A 17,968-nucleotide genomic window follows, 5' to 3' on the forward strand; every position below is an offset into this window, starting at 1 on the left:
ACTGTGGTCACGGTGATTTTCGCGAGGCGGGTGCGGTTGACCGGACTGACCGTGGGGGTGCTCGCCGGGCTGGCGGCGCTGGCCGGGACGCTGTCGGCGCCGATCCGCGCCGACATGCTGGGCAACGCGTTCCTGTCGGCGCTGACCAACGCCGGGATCGCCTACACTCAACCGACCAGCACCATGGCGATGGGACAGTCGGTGTGCCCGAGGCTTTTTGAGCCCGGCGGCTCGTTCGACGCGGTCGCCGCCGACATGGCGCAGCGCGCCGGAATGTCGTACGAGACCGCGGGCAGGTTCACCATCGTGGCGATCGCGACCTACTGCCCGGCGGTGATCGCGCCGCTGCTCGGTAACCGGCTGGCATCCTGAGCGCGGGGCGGCCCGTATTCTCGGCAGCGTGGTCGACGACAGGCACCCGCAGCGCGGCGAACGGCGGAGCCGACCGGCGTCGTGGTCCGGCCCGGGTCGTGCCCGCCCCGCCCAGCCGCAGACCCCGGCGCGCCGGGGTGCCCCGCCCGACCGCGCGGCGGCCGACGGGCCGCCGATACCGCCGGGGGTGGAGGCCAAGCAGCTGGCCCCCGACATCCGCCGCGAGCTGAGCACCCTGGACCGCGCCACCGCCGACGCGGTGGCGCGGCACCTGGTCGCCGCGGGCGAGCTGCTGGACGAGGACCCCGAGGCGGCGTTGCGCCACGCCCGGGCCGCGCGGGCCCGGTCGTCGCGGATCGCCGCCATCCGCGAGGCGGTCGGCATCGCCGCCTACCACTGCGGCGATTGGGCCCAGGCGCTGGCGGAGTTGCGCGCCGCCCGCCGGATGGGCAGCAAGTCCGCGCTGCTGGCCCTGATCGCCGATTGCGAACGCGGACTCGGCCGTCCGGAGCGCGCGATCGAGCTGGCCCGCGGGCCGGAGGCCGCCGAGCTGTCCGGCGACGACGCCGACGAGTTGCGCATCGTCGCCGCCGGGGCCCGCGCCGACCTCGGCCAGCTGGAGCAGGCGCTGACGATTTTGTCCACGCCGCAACTGGATTCGACCCGCACCGGCTCCACGGCGGCGCGGCTGTTCTACGCCTACGCCGACACGCTGCTGGCGCTCGGCCGCAACGACGAGGCGCTGCAATGGTTTCTGCATTCCGCGGCCGCCGACCTTGACGGCGTCACCGACGCCGAAGACCGGGTCAGTGAACTCGCCTGACGTGTCCGGCGTGAAAACCCTTGCGCAGCAACATGATTGCCTGCTGATCGACCTGGACGGGACGGCGTTTCGCGGGCGTTCGCCCACCGAGGGCGCGGTGCAGGCGTTGGCGAGGCTGCCCGGGCGCGCGTTGTTCGTCACCAACAACGCATCCCGCAGCGCCGGCGAGGTCGCCGCGCACCTGACCGAGCTCGGCTTCACCGCCACCGCCGACGACGTGGCCACCAGCGCCCAGAGCGCCGCCCACCTGCTGGCCGGCCAGCTGCCGGCCGGCGCGCCGGTGCTGATCGTGGGCACTGAGGCACTGGCCGGCGAGATCGCGGCCGTCGGGCTGCGCCCGGTGCGCCGCTACGACGACGGCCCCGTCGCCGTCGTGCAGGGCCTGTCCATGACCATCGGCTGGCCGGACCTCGCCGAGGCGGCGCTGGCCATCCGGGCCGGCGCGGTGTGGGTGGCCGCCAACATCGACCTCACCCTGCCCACCGAGCGGGGACTGCTGCCCGGCAACGGATCCCTGGTGGCCGCGGTGGCCGCGGCCACCGGCGCCACCCCGCAGGTCGCGGGCAAACCGGCGCCGGCGCTGCTGCGCGACGCGGCGGCCCGCGGCGACTTCCGCGCGCCGCTGGTGATCGGCGACCGCCTCGACACCGACATCGAGGGCGCCAACGCCGCCGGGCTGCCCAGCCTGCTGGTGCTCACCGGGGTCAACTCGGCGCGAGACGCGGTGTACGCCAAGCCCGCCCGGCGCCCCACCTACGTCGGCCACGACCTGCGCGCCCTGCACCAGGACGCCGCGGCGCTGGCGGTGGCGCCGCAGCCGGGCTGGCGGGTCGAGGTCGGCGACACGGCCATCACGGTCAGCGGCGACGGACGCGACGACAGGTCGGGCGACGGGCTGTCGGTGGTCCGCGCGGTCGCCAGCGCGGTCTGGGGCTTGCCGGACGCCGGCACGCTGCCCATCCGGGCCGGCGACGACCGGGCCCGCGCCGCGTTGGCGCGCTGGTCTTTGGTGCGCACCGACTAGCGGGTGACTAGCGTGGTAACGCGATGAGTATCGATCCCGATCAGATTCGCGCTGAAATCGACGCCTTGCTGGCCAGGCTGCCCCAGCCGGGGGACACCGAAGACCCCGACAAGGCCCCCTCGCTCGACGAACTCGAAGAGATCGCACGCCGGCTCTCCGAGGCGCACGACGTGCTGCTGGCTGCGCTGGAGTCGGCGGAGAAGGGCTGAGTGCGCGGATGTCTCGACGCGCCCGCGTTGACGCCGAGCTGGTCCGGCGCGGCCTGGCCCGGTCGCGCCAGCAGGCCGCGGAGCTGATCGGCGCCGGCAAGGTGAGCATCGACGGGATGCCGGCCCGCAAACCGGGCACCGCCGTCGCCGTCACCGCCGCCCTGACCGTCGCCGCGGACGGCGAACGCGGCTGGGTGTCCCGCGGGGCGCACAAACTGCTGGGCGCCCTGGACGCCTTCGAGATCGCGGTGGCGGGCCGCCGCTGCCTGGACGCCGGCGCGTCGACGGGTGGGTTCACCGAGGTGCTGCTGGACCGCGGGGCGGCCGAGGTGGTCGCGGTGGACGTGGGCTACGGCCAGCTGGCCTGGTCGCTGCGCAGCGATGCGCGGGTGGTCGTGGTGGAACGGACCAACGTGCGCGACCTGACACCGGAGGCGATCGGCGGGCCGGCCGACCTGGTGGTGGCGGACCTGTCGTTCATCTCGCTGTGCACGGTGTTGCCGGCGCTGGCTGGCTGCGCCGCGCCGCACGCGGATATCGTTCCCATGGTGAAGCCGCAGTTTGAGGTGGGGAAGGGCCAGGTCGGGCCCGGGGGTGTGGTGAACGACCCCGAATTGCGCGCGCAGGCCGTGCTGTCGGTCGCCCGGCGCGCCGACGAGCTGGGCTGGCACCCCGTCGACGTCACCGCCAGCCCGCTGCCCGGACCGTCGGGAAACGTCGAATACTTCCTGCGGCTGCGCGCCCGCACCGACCGCCCGCTGGCCGGCGACGCGCTGTGCCGCGCGGTGCGGCGCGCGGTGGAAAGCGGACCGCAGTGACCCCGGCCGAGCGCACCGTCCTGATGGTGGTCCACACCGGCCGCGAAGAAGCAACCGAGACGGCACGCCGGGTGCAGAAGGTGCTGGGCGACAACGGGATTGCGCTGCGCGTGCTGTCCGCCGAGGCGGTCGACCGGGGGCCGCTGCACCTGGCGCCCGACGACATGCGGGCCATGGGCGTCGAGATCGAGGTGGTCGACGCCGACCCGCTGGCCGCCCGCGGCTGCGAGCTGGTGCTGGTGCTCGGCGGCGACGGCACGTTTCTGCGGGCCGCGGAATTGGCGCGCAACGCCGACATCCCGGTGCTCGGCGTCAACCTCGGCCGGATCGGTTTTCTGGCCGAGGCCGAAGCCGAGGCCATCGACAAGGTGCTGGAACACGTTGTGGCGCGCGACTATCGGGTGGAGAACCGGATGACGCTCGACGTCGTGGTGCGCCATCAGGGCACGGTGTCCGACCACGGCTGGGCGCTCAACGAAGTCAGCCTGGAAAAAGGCCCGCGGCTCGGGGTGCTCGGGGTGGTGGTCGAGATCGACGGCCGGCCGGTGTCGGCCTTCGGCTGCGACGGCGTGCTGGTGTCGACGCCCACCGGATCCACCGCGTACGCGTTCTCCGCGGGCGGCCCGGTGCTCTGGCCCGACCTGGAGGCAATCCTGGTGGTGCCCAACAACGCTCACGCGCTGTTCGGTCGGCCCATGGTCACCAGCCCGGCCGCCACCATCGCGATCGAGATCGAGGCCGACGGCCACGACGCCCTGGTGTTCTGCGACGGTCGCCGCGAGATGCTGATACCGGCCGGCAGCCGGATCGAGGTCAAACGGTGTGACACCGCGGTGAAGTGGGCCCGGCTGGACAGCGCCCCGTTCACCGACCGGCTGGTGCGCAAGTTCCGGCTTCCGGTGACCGGGTGGCGCGGCAACTGACGGCGCGAACGGGATTGCGACTGCCATGCTGACCGAAATCCGCATCGAGTCACTGGGGGCGATCAGCGCCGCGGTCGGGGAGTTCGACCGCGGCCTGACGGTGTTGACCGGCGAGACCGGCACCGGCAAGACCATGGTGGTCACCGGCCTGCACCTGCTGGGCGGGGCCCGCGCCGACGCCACCCGGGTGCGCTCCGGCGCCAACCGGGCGATCGTCGAAGGCCGTTTCACCACAACGGATCTCGACGAAGCCCTGGTGGTCAGGCTGGACGAGATGCTGGACGCCTCCGGGGCGGAACGCGACGAGGACGGCAGCGTGATCGCGCTGCGCTCGGTCAACCGCGACGGGCCGTCGCGCGCGTACCTGGGCGGGCGCAGCGTGCCCGCCAAATCGCTGGGCGACTTCACCGCCGAACTGCTGACCCTGCACGGGCAGAACGACCAGTTGCGACTGATGCGGCCCGAGGAGCAGTGCGGCGCGCTGGACCGGTTCGCCAAGGCCGGCCCCGCGCTGGAGCGCTACACCAAACTGCGCGACGCCTGGCTGTCGGCGCGACGCGACCTCGCCGACCGCCGCAACCGGATGCGCGAACTCGCGCTGGAGGCCGACCGGCTGACCTTCGCGCTGGGCGAGATCGACGCCGTCGGCCCGCAACCCGGCGAGGACGACGCCCTGGTCGCCGAGATCATGCGGCTCTCGGAACTGGACACCCTGCGCGAGGCCGCCGCCGCGGCCCGCGCGGCGCTGTCCGCCGACGACGCCGACGGCTCCGGTCTGTCCGCCGTCGACACGCTCGGAAAGGCAAGGGCCGCACTGGAATCCACCGACGATCCCAAGCTGCTGGCGCTGGCCGGCCAGATCGGCGAGGTGTTGACCGTGGTGGTCGACGCCGCCGGCGAGCTGGCCGGTTTCCTGGAGGAACTACCGGTCGACGCCAGCGCGCTGGAAGCCAAGCTGGCCCGGCAGTCCGAGCTGCGCGGCCTCACCCGCAAGTACGCCGCCGACATCGACGGCGTGCTGGCCTGGGCGCGGGAGTCGCGGGAGCGACTCGCCCAACTCGACGTCTCCGAGGAGGGTCTGAGCGCGCTGGCCGCCCGCGTCGAGGAGCTCGGCCGCGAATTGGCCGGGGCCGCAGCCGATCTCAGCACCATCCGGCGCAAGGCCGCCAAGCGGCTGGCCAAGGAGGTCACCGCCGAGCTGTCCGGGCTGGCGATGGCCGACGCGCAGTTCAGCATCGACGTGAGCACCGACGTCGTGCCCGCCGGCTCCGGCTCCGACGATGCGGCGGTGCTGACGCTGCCGTCGGGCGAGCGGGTGCGGGCCGGCGCCGACGGCATCGACCAGGTCGAGTTCGGCTTCGCCGCACACCGCGGGATGGATCGGCTGCCGCTGGCCAAGAGCGCCTCCGGCGGCGAGCTGTCCCGGGTGATGCTGGCGCTCGAAGTGGTGCTGGCCGCCTCCCGCAAGGAGACCGTCGGCACCACCATGGTGTTCGACGAGGTGGACGCCGGCGTGGGCGGTCGGGCAGCGGTCCAGATCGGGCGGCGGCTGGCCCGGCTGGCCCGCACCCACCAGGTCATCGTCGTCACGCATCTGCCGCAGGTCGCGGCCTACGCCGACGTCCACCTGGTGGTGCACGGCGCCGGGCCGCGCGGGACCAGCGTGGTGCGCCGGGTCACCGGCGACGAGCGGGTGGCCGAGCTGGCGCGGATGCTGGCCGGGCTCGGCGAGTCCGACAGCGGCCGCGCGCACGCCCGCGAGCTGCTCGACGCCGCCCAGAAGGAAGAGATCTAAAAGGTGCGCCTCCCCGGCGCCTCTCCGGCACCTCCCCGGCGCCTTTCCCCGGCGAGCGTCGACTTGTTGACGTCCTCGGGCCCAATGTCCCGCATCGAGTCGACGTTCGTGACCGGTTCGGCACCCACCTGTGACTAATGGGACTCTAGATAACTTGTGAGGCTGATGTTACGGCGCGCCTCCCGACCTCGCCGACGCTTCACCGACAGAATCGCCCCCATGAAGATGTCAGGCCTGCTTTCCCGAAACACCGACCGGCCCGGAATCGTCGGCACCGCCCGCGTCGACCGGAACATCGACCGACTGCTGCGCCGGGTCTGCCCCGGCGACATCGTCGTGCTCGACGTCCTGGACCTGGACCGCATCACCGCCGACGCCCTGGTGGAAGCCGACATCGCCGCCGTAGTCAACGCCTCCCCGTCGGTCTCGGGCCGCTACCCCAACCTGGGGCCGGAGGTGCTGGTCAACAACGGGGTGACGCTGATCGACGAGGCCGGGCCGGACATCTTCAAGAAGGTCAAAGACGGCGCCAAGATCCGCCTGTACGACGGCGGGGTGTACGCCGGCGACCGCCGGCTGGTGCGCGGCACCGAACGCACCGAGCACGACATCGCCGACCTGATGCGCGAGGCCAAGAGCGGGCTGGCCGCCCACCTCGAGGCGTTCGCCGGCAACACCATCGAGTTCATCAAGAGCGAGAGCCCGCTGCTGATCGACGGCATCGGCATCCCCGACATCGACGTCGACCTGCGCCGCAGGCACGTGGTGATCGTCGCCGACGAGCCCAGCGCCGAAGAGGACCTCAAGTCGCTCAAGCCCTTCATCAAGGAGTACCAGCCGGCGCTGATCGGGGTCGGCACCGGCGCGGATGTGTTGCGCAAGGCGGGGTATCGGCCGCAGATCATCGTCGGCGATCCCGACCAGATCAGCGCCGACGCGCTCAAGTGCGGCGCCCAGGTGGTGCTGCCCGCCGACGCCGACGGGCACGCCCCCGGGCTGGAACGCATCCAGGACCTGGGCGTGGGGGCGATGACGTTCCCGGCCGCCGGCTCGGCCATCGACCTGGCCCTGCTGCTGGCCGATCACCACGGCGCCGCCCTGCTGGTGACGGCGGGCCACACCGCCAACATCGAGACGTTCTTCGACCGCACCCGCGCGCACAGCAACCCGTCCACCTTCCTGACCCGGCTGCGGGTGGGGGAGAAGGTGGTGGACGCCAAGGCCGTCGCCACCCTGTACCGCAACCACATCTCGGCGGGCGCCATCGCGCTGCTGGCGCTGACCATGCTGATCGCCGTCATCGTCGCGCTGTGGGTGTCGCGGACAGACGGTGTGGTGCTGCACTGGGTCACCGACTACTGGAACCACTTCTCGCTGATGGTGCAGAAGTGGGTCACCTAGATGATCTCGCTACGCCAACACGCCCTGTCGCTGGCCGCCGTCTTCCTGGCGCTGGCCGTGGGAGTGGTACTGGGCTCCGGCTTCCTGTCCGACACCTTGCTGTCCAGCCTGCGTGACGAGAAGCGCGACCTGCACACCCAGATCAACGGGCTCAACGACCAGAAGAATGTGCTGAACGAAAAGCTCAGCGCGGCAAACAATTTCGACACCCAACTGGCCGGTCGGATGCTGCACGACGCGCTGGGCGGCAAGTCGGTGGTGGTGTTTCGCACCCCGGACGCCAAGGACGACGACGTGGCCGCGGTGTCGAAGTTCATCGGCCAGGCCGGCGGGACGGTGACCACGACGGTGGCGCTGACCCAGGAATTCGTCGAGGCCAATTCCGCGGAGAAGCTGCAGACGGTGGTCAACTCTTCGGTGCTGCCCGCCGGCCAGCAGCTGAGCACCAAGCTCGTCGACCAGGGCTCGCAGGCGGGCGACCTGATGGGAATCGCGTTGTTGACCAACGCAACCCCGGCCGGCCCGCCGCCGCCGGAGGTTTCCGAGACCCAGCGCAACACCGTGCTGGCCGCGCTGCGCGACACCGGCTTCATCACCTACCAGGGCGGCGACCACCTGGGCGCGGCCAACGCCGCGCTGGTCGTCACCGGCGGAGCGCTACCCCAGGACGCCGGCAACCAGGGCGTCAGCGTGGCCCGGTTCTCGGCCGCGCTGGCCCCGCACGGCTCGGCCACGTTGCTGGCCGGGCGCGACGGATCGGCGACCGGAAGCGCCGCCGTCGCCGTGACCCGCGCCGACGCCGGGATGAACTCCGCGGTCAGCACCGTCGACAACGTCGACGCCGCGCCGGGCCGCATCACCGCCGTCCTCGGCTTGCACGACCTGATGAACGGCGGCCACCCCGGGCAGTACGGCACCGGTCACGGCGCCACGTCGATCACGGTCGCTCAGTAGCGGGCGTGTTCCCCGCGGCGCGGCGCCGTGGATGTTAGGGTGGGTTTCCGTGGGTCGGCAGGCCCAGCTAGTGATTCGCTAGAACAATTTTGACGCCCTGCCCGTCTTCACGGAGGTCGCCTGTGCGAAAGCACCCGCAAACCGCCACCAAGCACCTCTTCGTCAGCGGGGGCGTCGCATCCTCGTTGGGCAAGGGATTGACCGCCAGCAGCCTCGGTCAGCTACTGACGGCGCGCGGGTTGTACGTGACGATGCAAAAGCTCGATCCGTACCTCAACGTCGACCCCGGCACCATGAACCCGTTCCAGCACGGCGAGGTCTTCGTCACCGAGGACGGCGCCGAAACCGACCTCGACGTCGGCCATTACGAGCGGTTCCTGGATCGCGATCTGTCCGGTTCGGCGAATGTCACTACGGGACAGGTGTATTCGACCGTCATCGCCAAGGAACGGCGCGGTGAATACCTGGGCGACACCGTCCAGGTGATCCCGCACATCGCCGACGAGATCAAGGGCCGCATCCTGGCGATGGCCCAGCCGGACGCGCAGGGCAACCGCCCCGACGTCGTCATCACCGAAATCGGCGGCACCGTCGGCGACATCGAGTCGCAGCCCTTCCTGGAGGCGGCCCGGCAGGTGCGCCACGACCTGGGCCGGGAGAACGTCTTCTTCCTGCACGTGTCGCTGGTGCCCTACCTGGCACCGTCCGGTGAGCTCAAGACCAAACCCACCCAGCACTCGGTGGCCGCGCTGCGCAGCATCGGTATCACCCCCGACGCGCTGATCTTGCGCTGCGACCGCGACGTGCCCGAGGCGCTGAAGAACAAGATCGCGCTGATGTGCGACGTGGACATCGACGGCGTCATCTCCACCCCGGACGCGCCGTCCATCTACGACATTCCCAAGGTGCTGCACCGCGAGGAGCTCGACGCCTACGTGGTGCGCCGGCTCAACCTGCCGTTCCGCGATGTCGACTGGACCGAATGGGACGACCTGCTGCGCCGGGTGCACGAGCCGCACGAGACGGTGCGAATCGCCTTGGTGGGCAAGTACGTTGAGCTTTCCGACGCCTACCTGTCGGTCACCGAGGCATTGCGTGCCGGCGGGTTCTTCCACCACGCCAAGGTCGAGATGGTGTGGGTGGCCTCCGACGACTGCGAGAGCGCGTCCGGTGCCGCGGCGGCGCTGGGGGAGGTGCACGGCGTGCTGATCCCCGGCGGGTTCGGCATCCGCGGCATCGAGGGCAAGATCGGGGCCATCCACTACGCCCGCACCCGCGGGCTGCCGGTGCTGGGGCTGTGCCTGGGCCTGCAATGCATTGTGATCGAGGCCGCCCGCGCGGCCGGCCTGGCCGGCGCCAACTCGGCCGAATTCGACCCGGACACACCGGATCCCGTCATCTCCACGATGGCCGACCAGGTGGACATCGTCGCCGGCGCGGCCGACCTGGGCGGCACCATGCGACTGGGCGCCTATCCCGCTGTGCTGGAAGAGGATTCGATCGTGGCCCGGGCCTACGGGACGACGCAGGTGTCGGAGCGGCACCGGCACCGCTACGAGGTCAACAACGCCTACCGCGACAAGATCGCCGAAAGCGGCCTGAGGTTCTCCGGAACATCGCCCGACGGCCATCTGGTGGAGTTCGTCGAATACCCGCCCGACGTGCACCCGTTCATCGTGGGCACCCAGGCCCACCCGGAGCTGAAGAGCCGGCCCACCCGTCCGCACCCGTTGTTCGTCGCATTCGTCGGGGCGGCCATGGATTACAAAGCGGGAGAACTGCTTCCGGTGGAAATCCCCGAGCAGTCCTCCAACGGCATCCAGCACCGGGACAGCGCTGCGCGGCCCATACCTGAGCCCGCGGCCCGTGGCTGAACACGTCTTCGAGACGGCGTCATCCGAAACGCTGTACACCGGAAAGATTTTCGCGCTACGCCGCGACCAGGTCCGGATGCCGGGCGGCAAGGTCGTCACCCGGGAGATCGTCGAACATTTCGGCGCGGTCGCCGTGGTCGCAATGGACGACGACGGCAACATCCCGATGGTCTACCAATACCGGCACGCGTTCGGCCGGCGGCTGTGGGAGCTGCCCGCCGGGCTGCTCGACGTCCACGGCGAGGCCGCGCATCTGACCGCGGCGCGCGAGTTGATGGAAGAGGCGGGGCTGAAGGCCGAGACCTGGGCGGTGCTCGTCGATCTGAACTCCACGCCGGGCTTCAGCGACGAGTCGGTGCGGGTGTATCTGGCCACCGGCCTGACCCGGGTCGACCGACCCGAGGCGCACGACGAAGAAGCCGACATGACCCTGGAGTGGTATCCGCTGGCCGACGCCGCCCGCAAGGTGCTCAGCGGTGAAATCGTCAATGCCATTGCCGTGGCAGGGATTTTGGCCGCCCACGCCGTCACGACGGGATTTGAGCGACCGCGTCCGGTGGACAGCCCGTGGCAGGACCGGCCCACGGCGTTTCCCGCGCGGAAGGCCGGGCGATGACGACGGTGGCGTTGGAGACCCAACTGCAGGGCTACCTCGACCACCTCACGATCGAGCGGGGCGTCGCGGCGAACACGCTCAGCTCGTATCGGCGCGACCTGCGCCGCTACACCAAACACCTGTCGGACCGCGGGATTTCGGACCTGGCCAAGGTGGGCGAGGACGACGTGAGCGATTTCCTGGTGGCGCTGCGCCGCGGCGATCCCGACACCGGCGCCGCCGCGCTGTCGGCGGTGTCGGCGGCCCGCGCGCTGATCGCGGTGCGCGGCTTGCACCGGTTCCTGGCGGCCGAGGGGTTGGCCGAACTCGACGTCGCCCGCGCCGTGCGCCCGCCGACGCCGGGCCGCCGGCTGCCCAAGAGCCTGACCATCGACCAGGTGCTGGCGCTGCTGGAGGCGGCGGGCGGCGAGAGCCCCGCCGACGGCCCGCTGACCCTGCGGAACCGGGCGTTGCTGGAACTGCTGTACTCCACCGGCGCGCGCATCTCCGAGGCCGTCGGCCTCGACGTCGACGACGTCGACACCCAGGCCCGGTCGGTGCTGCTGCGCGGCAAGGGCGGCAAGCAGCGGTTGGTGCCCATCGGGCGTCCCGCCGTGGCCGCGCTGGATGCCTATCTGGTGCGCGGCCGCTCGGAGCTGGCGCGCCGCGGGCGCGGCACGCCGGCCATCTTCCTCAACGTGCGCGGCGGCCGGTTGTCGCGGCAAAGCGCCTGGCAGGTGCTGCAGGACGCGGCCGAGCGCGCCGGGATCACCTCGGGGGTGTCGCCGCACATGCTGCGGCATTCGTTCGCCACCCACCTGCTCGAGGGCGGCGCCGACGTGCGGGTGGTGCAGGAGTTGCTCGGCCACGCCTCGGTCACGACGACGCAGATCTACACCATGGTCACCGTGCACGCGCTGCGCGAGGTGTGGGCCGAGGCGCACCCGCGGGCGCGCTGACCATCTCGCCGCCGCGCGCCGCGTCTCAGCCCAGGTATTCGGACTCCAGCATCAGGTCGGAGAGCATGGTCTGGTACTCGGCATGCGTCTTGTGCTCGACGGTGTCGAACCGCTTGCCCTGCTGGACATGCATGTACTCGCGGTACTTCGGCGAGCCCGGCCAGCGGATGTTGTCGGCGACCACGATCGAGCCCGGATGTAGCCAGCCCCGGTCCATGATGCTCTTCAGGTCGGCCAGGTAGGCGTCCTTGTCGTGATCGAGAAACACGAAATCCAGTGTGCCGGCAGCGAATCCGTGCTCGTTGGCCAGGACGTCCAGGGTGCGCCCGCCGTCGCCGATGGTGCCCACCACGCAGGTCACCCGGTCGGCGACGCCGGCGTGCGCCCAGATCCGGCGGGCGTTGGCGGCGTTGGCCTCGGCCAGTTCGACCGAGAACACCCGGGCGCCCGGGGCGGCCCGGGCGATCCGCAACGCGCCGTAGCCGCAGTAGGTGCCCAGCTCCAGCGCCACGTCCGGGTCGGCGCGGCGCACCGCGGCGTCGAGGATCAGCCCCTTCTCGTCGCCGACATTTATCAGCATCGATTTCTGGTAGGCGAACCTGTCGATGGTGGCCAGCACGTCGTCGATGTCGCCGGCCCGCGCGTTGCGCAGCACGTACTCGACGGCGGCCGCTTCCCGTCCGTCACCGATCTGGCCGGTGGTGGTGATGTTCTGCACCCCGGCCGCCATGCGCCAGACCGACCACCGCAGCAGGGGTATCCGTCGCTTGAGGTCCATAGCCGCCACCATAGGCGCGTCGGCGACCGTGCCGGTGCCCGCGACGGCGGTTTTTTCGCCCGGTGTCCCCACCCGCCAACTGGTGCTGGTGTGACGGAAGTGAATAGGCTGTCGGAATGTGCGTCCTACCACCGATTTCCGCCCATATTGGCTGGTTGATTGCCTGCGGGTCGCCGGGTTTCGCGCGACGAACCCGTTAGACTTTCCGACGATGTTCACCTCCCGAACACCCCCGCCATGACCGAGCGGCCGGACAACGGCGTCGAGCTCGGCCTGACCGGGCGGCCGCCGCGGGCGATCCCGGAGCCACAGCCGCGCACCTCGCACGGCCCGGCCAAAGTCGTCGCCATGTGCAACCAGAAGGGCGGCGTCGGGAAGACCACGTCCACCATCAACCTGGGTGCGGCGCTCGCCGAGTACGGTCGCCGGGTGCTGCTGGTGGACATGGACCCGCAGGGCGCGCTGTCAGCGGGCCTGGGTGTGCCGCACTACGAGCTGGAGAAGACCATCCACAACGTGCTGGTCGAGCCGCGCGTGTCGATCGACGACGTGCTGCTGCAGACCCGGGTCAAGCACATGGACCTGGTGCCCAGCAACATCGACCTGTCGGCGGCCGAGATCCAGCTGGTCAACGAGGTCGGCCGCGAGCAGACGCTGGGCCGGGCGCTGCACCCGGTGCTGGACCGTTACGACTACGTGCTGATCGACTGCCAGCCGTCGCTGGGCCTGCTCACCGTGAACGGGCTGGCCTGCTCCGACGGTGTGGTGATCCCCACCGAGTGCGAGTACTTCTCGCTGCGCGGCCTGGCGTTGCTCACCGACACCGTGGACAAGGTGCGCGACCGGCTCAACCCGAAGCTGGAAATCAGCGGGATCCTGCTCACCCGGTACGACCCGCGGACCGTCAACGCGCGCGAGGTGATGGCCCGCGTCGTCGAACGCTTCGGCGACCTGGTCTTCGACACCGTCATCACCCGCACCGTCCGGTTCCCGGAGACCAGCGTGGCCGGCGAGCCCATCACCACCTGGGCCCCGCGCTCCACCGGGGCCATCGCCTACCGCGCGCTGGCCCGCGAGTTCATCGACCGATTCGGCGCGTGAACGCGACCGCAAACGGTGAGGCGCAACCCCAGACCGGTTTTCAGGTCCGCCTGACCAATTTCGAGGGGCCGTTCGATCTGCTGCTGCAGCTGATCTTCGTGCACCGCCTGGACGTGACCGAGGTGGCGCTGCACCAGGTCACCGACGACTTCATCGCCTACACCCGCGAGATCGGCCCCAAGCTGGAGCTGGAGGAGACCACCGCGTTCCTGGTCGTCGCCGCCACCCTGCTCGACCTGAAGGCCGCCCGGCTGCTGCCGGCCGGACAGGTGGACGACGACGAAGACCTCGCCCTGCTGGAGGTGCGCGACCTGCTGTTCGCCCGGCTGCTGCAGTACCGGGCGTTCAAGCACGTCGCCGAGATGTTCGCCGAGCTGGAGGCCAGCGCCCTGCGCAGCTATCCGCGCGCGGTGTCGCTGGAGGACCGGTTCACCCAACTGCTGCCCGAGGTGACGCTGGGCGTCGACGCCGAACGGTTCGCCCAGATCGCGGCGGTCGCGTTCAGCCCGCGGCCCGTTCCGACGGTGTCGGTGGGGCACCTGCACGAGGTGAAGGTCTCGGTTCCCGAGCAGGCGCGCAAGTTGCTGGCCATCCTGGAAGCGCGGGGCAGCGGGCAGTGGGCGACGTTCTCCGAGCTGGTCGCCGACTGCGAGGGATCGATGGAGGTGGTGGGCCGGTTCCTGGCGCTGCTCGAACTGTATCGGTCCCGGGCGGTAGCATTCGAGCAGTCAGAGCCGCTTGGCGTGCTCCAAATCTCGTGGACCGGGGAACGTCCGGTCGGTGAAACCTTGGTAGAGGTGCGGGACGAATTGTGAGCGAGAACGCGCCGGACGTCGATCTCGACTCCGAGCTCGAGGCGGGCATCCCGGAGATCGCCGAGGCCGCCCCCATGGAGTCCGGGGAACTCGGGTCGGTGCTGGAGGCGCTGCTGCTGGTGGTGGACACCCCGGTCACCGCGGAGGCGCTGGCCGCCGCGACCCAGCAGCCGGTGTACCGGATCGCCACCAAGCTGCAGGAGATGGCCGACGAGCTCACCGCCCGCGACAGCGGCATCGACTTGCGCAAAACCAGCGAGGGCTGGCGGATGTACACCCGGGCCCGGTTCGCGCCCTATGTGGAGAAGCTGCTGCTGGACGGGGCGCGGTCCAAGCTGACCCGGGCCGCGCTGGAGACGCTGGCCGTCGTCGCCTACCGCCAGCCGGTGACCCGGGCGCGGGTGAGCGCGGTGCGCGGGGTGAACGTGGACGCCGTGATGCGCACGCTGTTGGCCCGCGGCCTGATCACCGAGGCCGGGGTCGACGAGGACACCGGCGCGACCACGTTCGCCACCACCGACCTGTTCCTGGAGCGGCTGGGGCTGACGTCGTTGGCCGACCTGCCCGACATCGCGCCGCTGCTTCCCGACGTCGACACGATCGAGGACTTGAGCGAATCCCTGGACAGCGAGCCACGTTTCGTCAAACTCTCCGGCGGTCAGGCCTCCGATGCGGCGCTGTCGTTCGACGTGGACCAGGATTGATGGTCGAAGCTCAGGGCATCCGGCTGCAAAAGGTGTTGTCGCAGGCCGGAATCGCGTCGCGGCGGGCCGCCGAGAAGTTGATCGTCGACGGCCGCGTCGAGGTGGACGGGCAGGTGGTGACCGAGCTGGGCACCCGCGTCGACCCGGATGCCGCGGTGATCCGAGTCGACGGGGCCCGGGTGGTCCTCGACGAGTCGCAGGTCTATCTGGCGCTGAACAAGCCGCGCGGGGTGCACTCGACGATGTCGGACGACCGCGGCCGGCCGTGCATCGGCGACCTGATCGAACGCCGAGTTCGCGGCAACAAGAACCTGTTTCACGTCGGGCGGTTGGACGCCGAGACCGAAGGGCTGATCCTGCTGACCAACGACGGCGAACTCGCGCACCGGTTGATGCATCCCTCCCACGAGGTGCCCAAGACGTATCTGGCGACGGTCACCGGATCGATACCGCGCGGGCTGGGCAAGACGCTGCGCGCGGGCATCGAGCTGGACGACGGGATGGCGCGGGTCGACGAGTTCGCGGTGGTGGACGCCACCCCGGGCAAGACGCTGGTGCGGGTGACGTTGCACGAGGGGCGGAATCGCATTGTGCGCCGGCTGCTGGCGGCCGCGGGCTTCCCGGTCGAGTCGTTGGTGCGCACCGACATCGGGCCGATTTCCCTGGGCAAGCAGCGGCCGGGCAGCATTCGGGCGCTGGGACGCGACGAGGTGGGCCGGCTCTACCAGGCGGTCGGGCTGTGAGCGCCGACGTCGTGGTGGCCATCGACGGCCCCGCGGGGACCGGAAAGTCCTCCGTCTCAAAGGGATTGGCGCGCGCGCTGGGTGCGCGCTATCTGGACACCGGCGGAATGTACCGGATGGTGACGCTGGCGGTGTTGCGCGCCGGCATCGACCCGGCCGACGCCGACGCCGTCGGGCGCGCCGCGCAGGCGGTGCGGATGTCGGTGGACTATCACCCCGACGGTGACCGTTATTTCCTTGGCGGAGAAGACGTTTCCACCGAGATCCGGGGCGACAAGGTCACCGCGGCGGTGTCCGCGGTGTCGTCGATTCCCGCCGTGCGCACCCGCCTGGTCGGCTTGCAGCGCGAAATGGCTTCCGGCCCCGGCAGTATCGTCGTCGAGGGCCGCGACATCGGCACCGTGGTGCTGCCCGACGCGCCGGTGAAGATCTTCCTGACCGCCTCGGCCGAGACCCGGGCCCGGCGGCGCAACGACCAGAACGTGGCGGGGGGGCTGGCCGACGACTACGAGGCGGTGCTCGCCGAGGTCCGCCGGCGCGACCATCTGGATTCCACCCGGCGGGTGTCGCCGTTGCGGGCGGCTCCCGACGCGGTGGTGGTCGACACCAGTGACATGACCGAGGCGCAGGTGATCGACCACCTGCGGGATCTGGTCAGGCAGCGAAGCGAAGTGGCGCGGTGACTCACGACGGAACATGGAGCGACGAAAGCGACTGGGAAGCGGTCGAATTCGAGCTCGACGAGGCGGCGCAAGCGCCTCCCGCGCCGGTGGTGGCGGTGGTGGGGCGGCCCAACGTCGGCAAGTCGACGCTGGTGAACCGGATCCTGGGCCGCCGGGAGGCGGTGGTGCAGGACGTGCCGGGCGTCACCCGCGACCGGGTGTCCTACGACGCGCTGTGGACCGGGCGCCGATTCGTCGTGCAGGACACCGGGGGATGGGAGCCCGACGCCAAGGGGCTGCAGCAGCTGGTCGCCGAACAGGCGTCGGTGGCCATGCGCACCGCCGACGCGGTGATCCTGGTGGTCGACGCGCTCGTCGGCGCCACCACCGCCGACGAGGCCGCCGCCCGGATCCTGCTGCGGTCGGGGAAGCCGGTTTTCTTGGCCGCCAACAAGGTTGACAGCGACAAGGCCGAGGCCGACGCGGCGATGCTGTGGTCGCTGGGCCTCGGCGAGCCGCACCCGATCAGCGCGATGCACGGGCGCGGGGTGGCCGACCTGCTCGACGAGGTGCTGGCCGCGCTGCCCGAGGTGTCCGAGGTGGCGCCCAGGCCCGGCGGGCCGCGGCGGGTGGCGCTGGTGGGCAAGCCGAACGTGGGCAAGAGCTCGCTGCTGAACAAGCTGGCCGGCGATCAGCGCTCGGTGGTGCACGATGTGGCCGGGACGACGGTGGACCCGGTGGACTCGCTGATCGAGCTGGGCGATCGGGTGTGGCGGTTCGTCGACACCGCGGGTCTGCGGCGCAAGGTGGGGCAGGCCAGCGGCCACGAGTTCTATGCGTCGGTGCGCACGCACTCGGCCATCGACGCGGCCGAGGTGGTGATCGTGCTGATCGACGCGTCGGCCCCGCTCACCGAGCAGGACCAGCGGGTGCTGTCCATGGTGATCGAAGCCGGCCGGGCCCTGGTGTTGGCGTTCAACAAATGGGATCTGGTCGACGAGGACCGCCGCGAGCTGCTGGAGCGCGAGATCGACCGCGAGCTGGTGCAGCTGCGGTGGGCGCCGCGGGTCAACATCTCCGCGAAAACCGGTCGCGCGGTGGCCAAGCTGGTGCCGGCGATGGAGACCGCCCTGGCGTCGTGGGACACCCGGATCGCCACCGGCCCGCTGAACTCCTGGCTGAAGGAGGTGGTGGCGGCCACCCCGCCGCCGGTGCGGGGCGGTAAGCAGCCGCGCATCTTGTTCGCCACCCAGGCCGCCGCCCGGCCGCCGACTTTCGTGCTGTTCACCACCGGCTTTCTCGAGGCCGGATACCGGCGTTTCCTGGAGCGGCGGCTGCGCGAGGCGTTCGGGTTCGAGGGGACGCCGATCCGGATCAACGTGCGGGTGCGGGAGAAGCGCGGGGCCCGGCGGCGCTGA

19 protein-coding genes are annotated in these 17,968 nt (G+C 71.0%); 18 read left to right on the forward strand and 1 reads right to left on the reverse strand.

Annotated elements, in window-relative coordinates; all coding sequences use genetic code 11:
* Positions 1–3: 3 nt before the first annotated feature.
* From MAA44156_RS06805 to xerD, 12 genes are all read left to right on the forward strand, one after another.
* On the forward strand, positions 4–372 hold the full coding sequence (locus MAA44156_RS06805; RefSeq protein ID WP_009977258.1) for a DUF732 domain-containing protein: 369 nt from the start codon (positions 4–6) through the stop codon (positions 370–372).
* Positions 373–400: 28 nt separating this feature from the next.
* Positions 401–1,195, forward strand: coding sequence for a tetratricopeptide repeat protein (locus MAA44156_RS06810; RefSeq protein ID WP_121035616.1), 795 nt, complete (start codon positions 401–403; stop codon positions 1,193–1,195).
* A 10-nt stretch (positions 1,196–1,205) separates the two neighbouring features.
* Positions 1,206–2,219 (forward strand): HAD-IIA family hydrolase, encoded by a 1,014-nt coding sequence (locus tag MAA44156_RS06815; RefSeq protein ID WP_029248498.1) that lies wholly within the window; start codon positions 1,206–1,208, stop codon positions 2,217–2,219.
* A gap of 23 nt (positions 2,220–2,242) precedes the next feature.
* Complete coding sequence (locus MAA44156_RS06820) at positions 2,243–2,428, forward strand: hypothetical protein (protein ID WP_003876314.1); 186 nt, start codon at positions 2,243–2,245, stop codon at positions 2,426–2,428.
* A gap of 8 nt (positions 2,429–2,436) precedes the next feature.
* On the forward strand, positions 2,437–3,246 hold the full coding sequence (locus tag MAA44156_RS06825; protein ID WP_003876315.1) for a TlyA family RNA methyltransferase: 810 nt from the start codon (positions 2,437–2,439) through the stop codon (positions 3,244–3,246).
* Entirely contained in the window at positions 3,243–4,169 is a 927-nt protein-coding gene (locus MAA44156_RS06830) for an NAD kinase (protein ID WP_003876316.1), read from the forward strand. Before MAA44156_RS06825 ends, MAA44156_RS06830 begins: the two co-directional genes overlap by 4 nt.
* 25 nt (positions 4,170–4,194) lie before the next feature.
* Positions 4,195–5,964, forward strand: coding sequence for a DNA repair protein RecN (gene recN / locus MAA44156_RS06835; RefSeq protein ID WP_009977250.1), 1,770 nt, complete (start codon positions 4,195–4,197; stop codon positions 5,962–5,964).
* Positions 5,965–6,183: 219 nt separating this feature from the next.
* Complete coding sequence (gene steA, locus MAA44156_RS06840) at positions 6,184–7,365, forward strand: putative cytokinetic ring protein SteA (RefSeq protein ID WP_009977248.1); 1,182 nt, start codon at positions 6,184–6,186, stop codon at positions 7,363–7,365.
* The gene (locus MAA44156_RS06845) at positions 7,366–8,319 is read left to right on the forward strand and encodes a copper transporter (RefSeq protein ID WP_009977247.1); all 954 of its coding nucleotides are present in this window, start codon (positions 7,366–7,368) and stop codon (positions 8,317–8,319) included.
* Positions 8,320–8,441: 122 nt separating this feature from the next.
* Positions 8,442–10,193 carry a CTP synthase gene (gene pyrG, locus MAA44156_RS06850; RefSeq protein ID WP_009977245.1) on the forward strand — a complete coding sequence of 584 codons (1,752 nt, stop codon included), beginning with the start codon at positions 8,442–8,444 and terminating at the stop codon, positions 10,191–10,193.
* On the forward strand, positions 10,186–10,809 hold the full coding sequence (locus MAA44156_RS06855; protein WP_003876321.1) for an NUDIX domain-containing protein: 624 nt from the start codon (positions 10,186–10,188) through the stop codon (positions 10,807–10,809). Before pyrG ends, MAA44156_RS06855 begins: the two co-directional genes overlap by 8 nt.
* Positions 10,806–11,747, forward strand: coding sequence for a site-specific tyrosine recombinase XerD (xerD, locus tag MAA44156_RS06860; RefSeq protein WP_009977243.1), 942 nt, complete (start codon positions 10,806–10,808; stop codon positions 11,745–11,747). Before MAA44156_RS06855 ends, xerD begins: the two co-directional genes overlap by 4 nt.
* A 25-nt stretch (positions 11,748–11,772) precedes the next feature.
* On the opposite strand, the gene MAA44156_RS06865 is transcribed toward xerD, so the two are convergent.
* Entirely contained in the window at positions 11,773–12,525 is a 753-nt protein-coding gene (locus tag MAA44156_RS06865; protein ID WP_011725231.1) for an O-methyltransferase, read from the reverse strand.
* Between the two features lie 237 nt (positions 12,526–12,762).
* On the opposite strand from MAA44156_RS06865, the gene MAA44156_RS06870 reads away from it, so the two are divergent.
* The 6 genes from MAA44156_RS06870 to der all read left to right on the forward strand — a co-directional run bounded on the left by MAA44156_RS06870 (position 12,763) and on the right by der (position 17,968).
* Positions 12,763–13,626 carry a ParA family protein gene (locus MAA44156_RS06870; protein ID WP_009977240.1) on the forward strand — a complete coding sequence of 288 codons (864 nt, stop codon included), beginning with the start codon at positions 12,763–12,765 and terminating at the stop codon, positions 13,624–13,626.
* A complete protein-coding gene (locus MAA44156_RS06875; RefSeq protein ID WP_009977239.1) occupies positions 13,623–14,441 on the forward strand; it encodes a segregation/condensation protein A in 819 nt (272 codons plus the stop codon). The genes MAA44156_RS06870 and MAA44156_RS06875 overlap by 4 nt, the downstream gene beginning before the upstream one ends.
* Positions 14,442–14,515: 74 nt before the next feature.
* Positions 14,516–15,145: an SMC-Scp complex subunit ScpB gene (scpB, locus tag MAA44156_RS06880; protein ID WP_224112162.1), complete on the forward strand. Its 630-nt coding sequence runs from the start codon at positions 14,516–14,518 to the stop codon at positions 15,143–15,145.
* Positions 15,145–15,888: a pseudouridine synthase gene (locus MAA44156_RS06885; RefSeq protein ID WP_009977236.1), complete on the forward strand. Its 744-nt coding sequence runs from the start codon at positions 15,145–15,147 to the stop codon at positions 15,886–15,888. Before scpB ends, MAA44156_RS06885 begins: the two co-directional genes overlap by 1 nt.
* Positions 15,885–16,571 carry a (d)CMP kinase gene (cmk, locus tag MAA44156_RS06890; RefSeq protein WP_009977235.1) on the forward strand — a complete coding sequence of 229 codons (687 nt, stop codon included), beginning with the start codon at positions 15,885–15,887 and terminating at the stop codon, positions 16,569–16,571. Before MAA44156_RS06885 ends, cmk begins: the two co-directional genes overlap by 4 nt.
* A complete protein-coding gene (der, locus tag MAA44156_RS06895) occupies positions 16,568–17,968 on the forward strand; it encodes a ribosome biogenesis GTPase Der (RefSeq protein ID WP_009977234.1) in 1,401 nt (466 codons plus the stop codon). Before cmk ends, der begins: the two co-directional genes overlap by 4 nt.

This window comes from Mycobacterium avium subsp. avium (genome assembly GCF_009741445.1).
Taxonomy (GTDB): Bacteria; Actinomycetota; Actinomycetes; order Mycobacteriales; family Mycobacteriaceae; genus Mycobacterium; species Mycobacterium avium.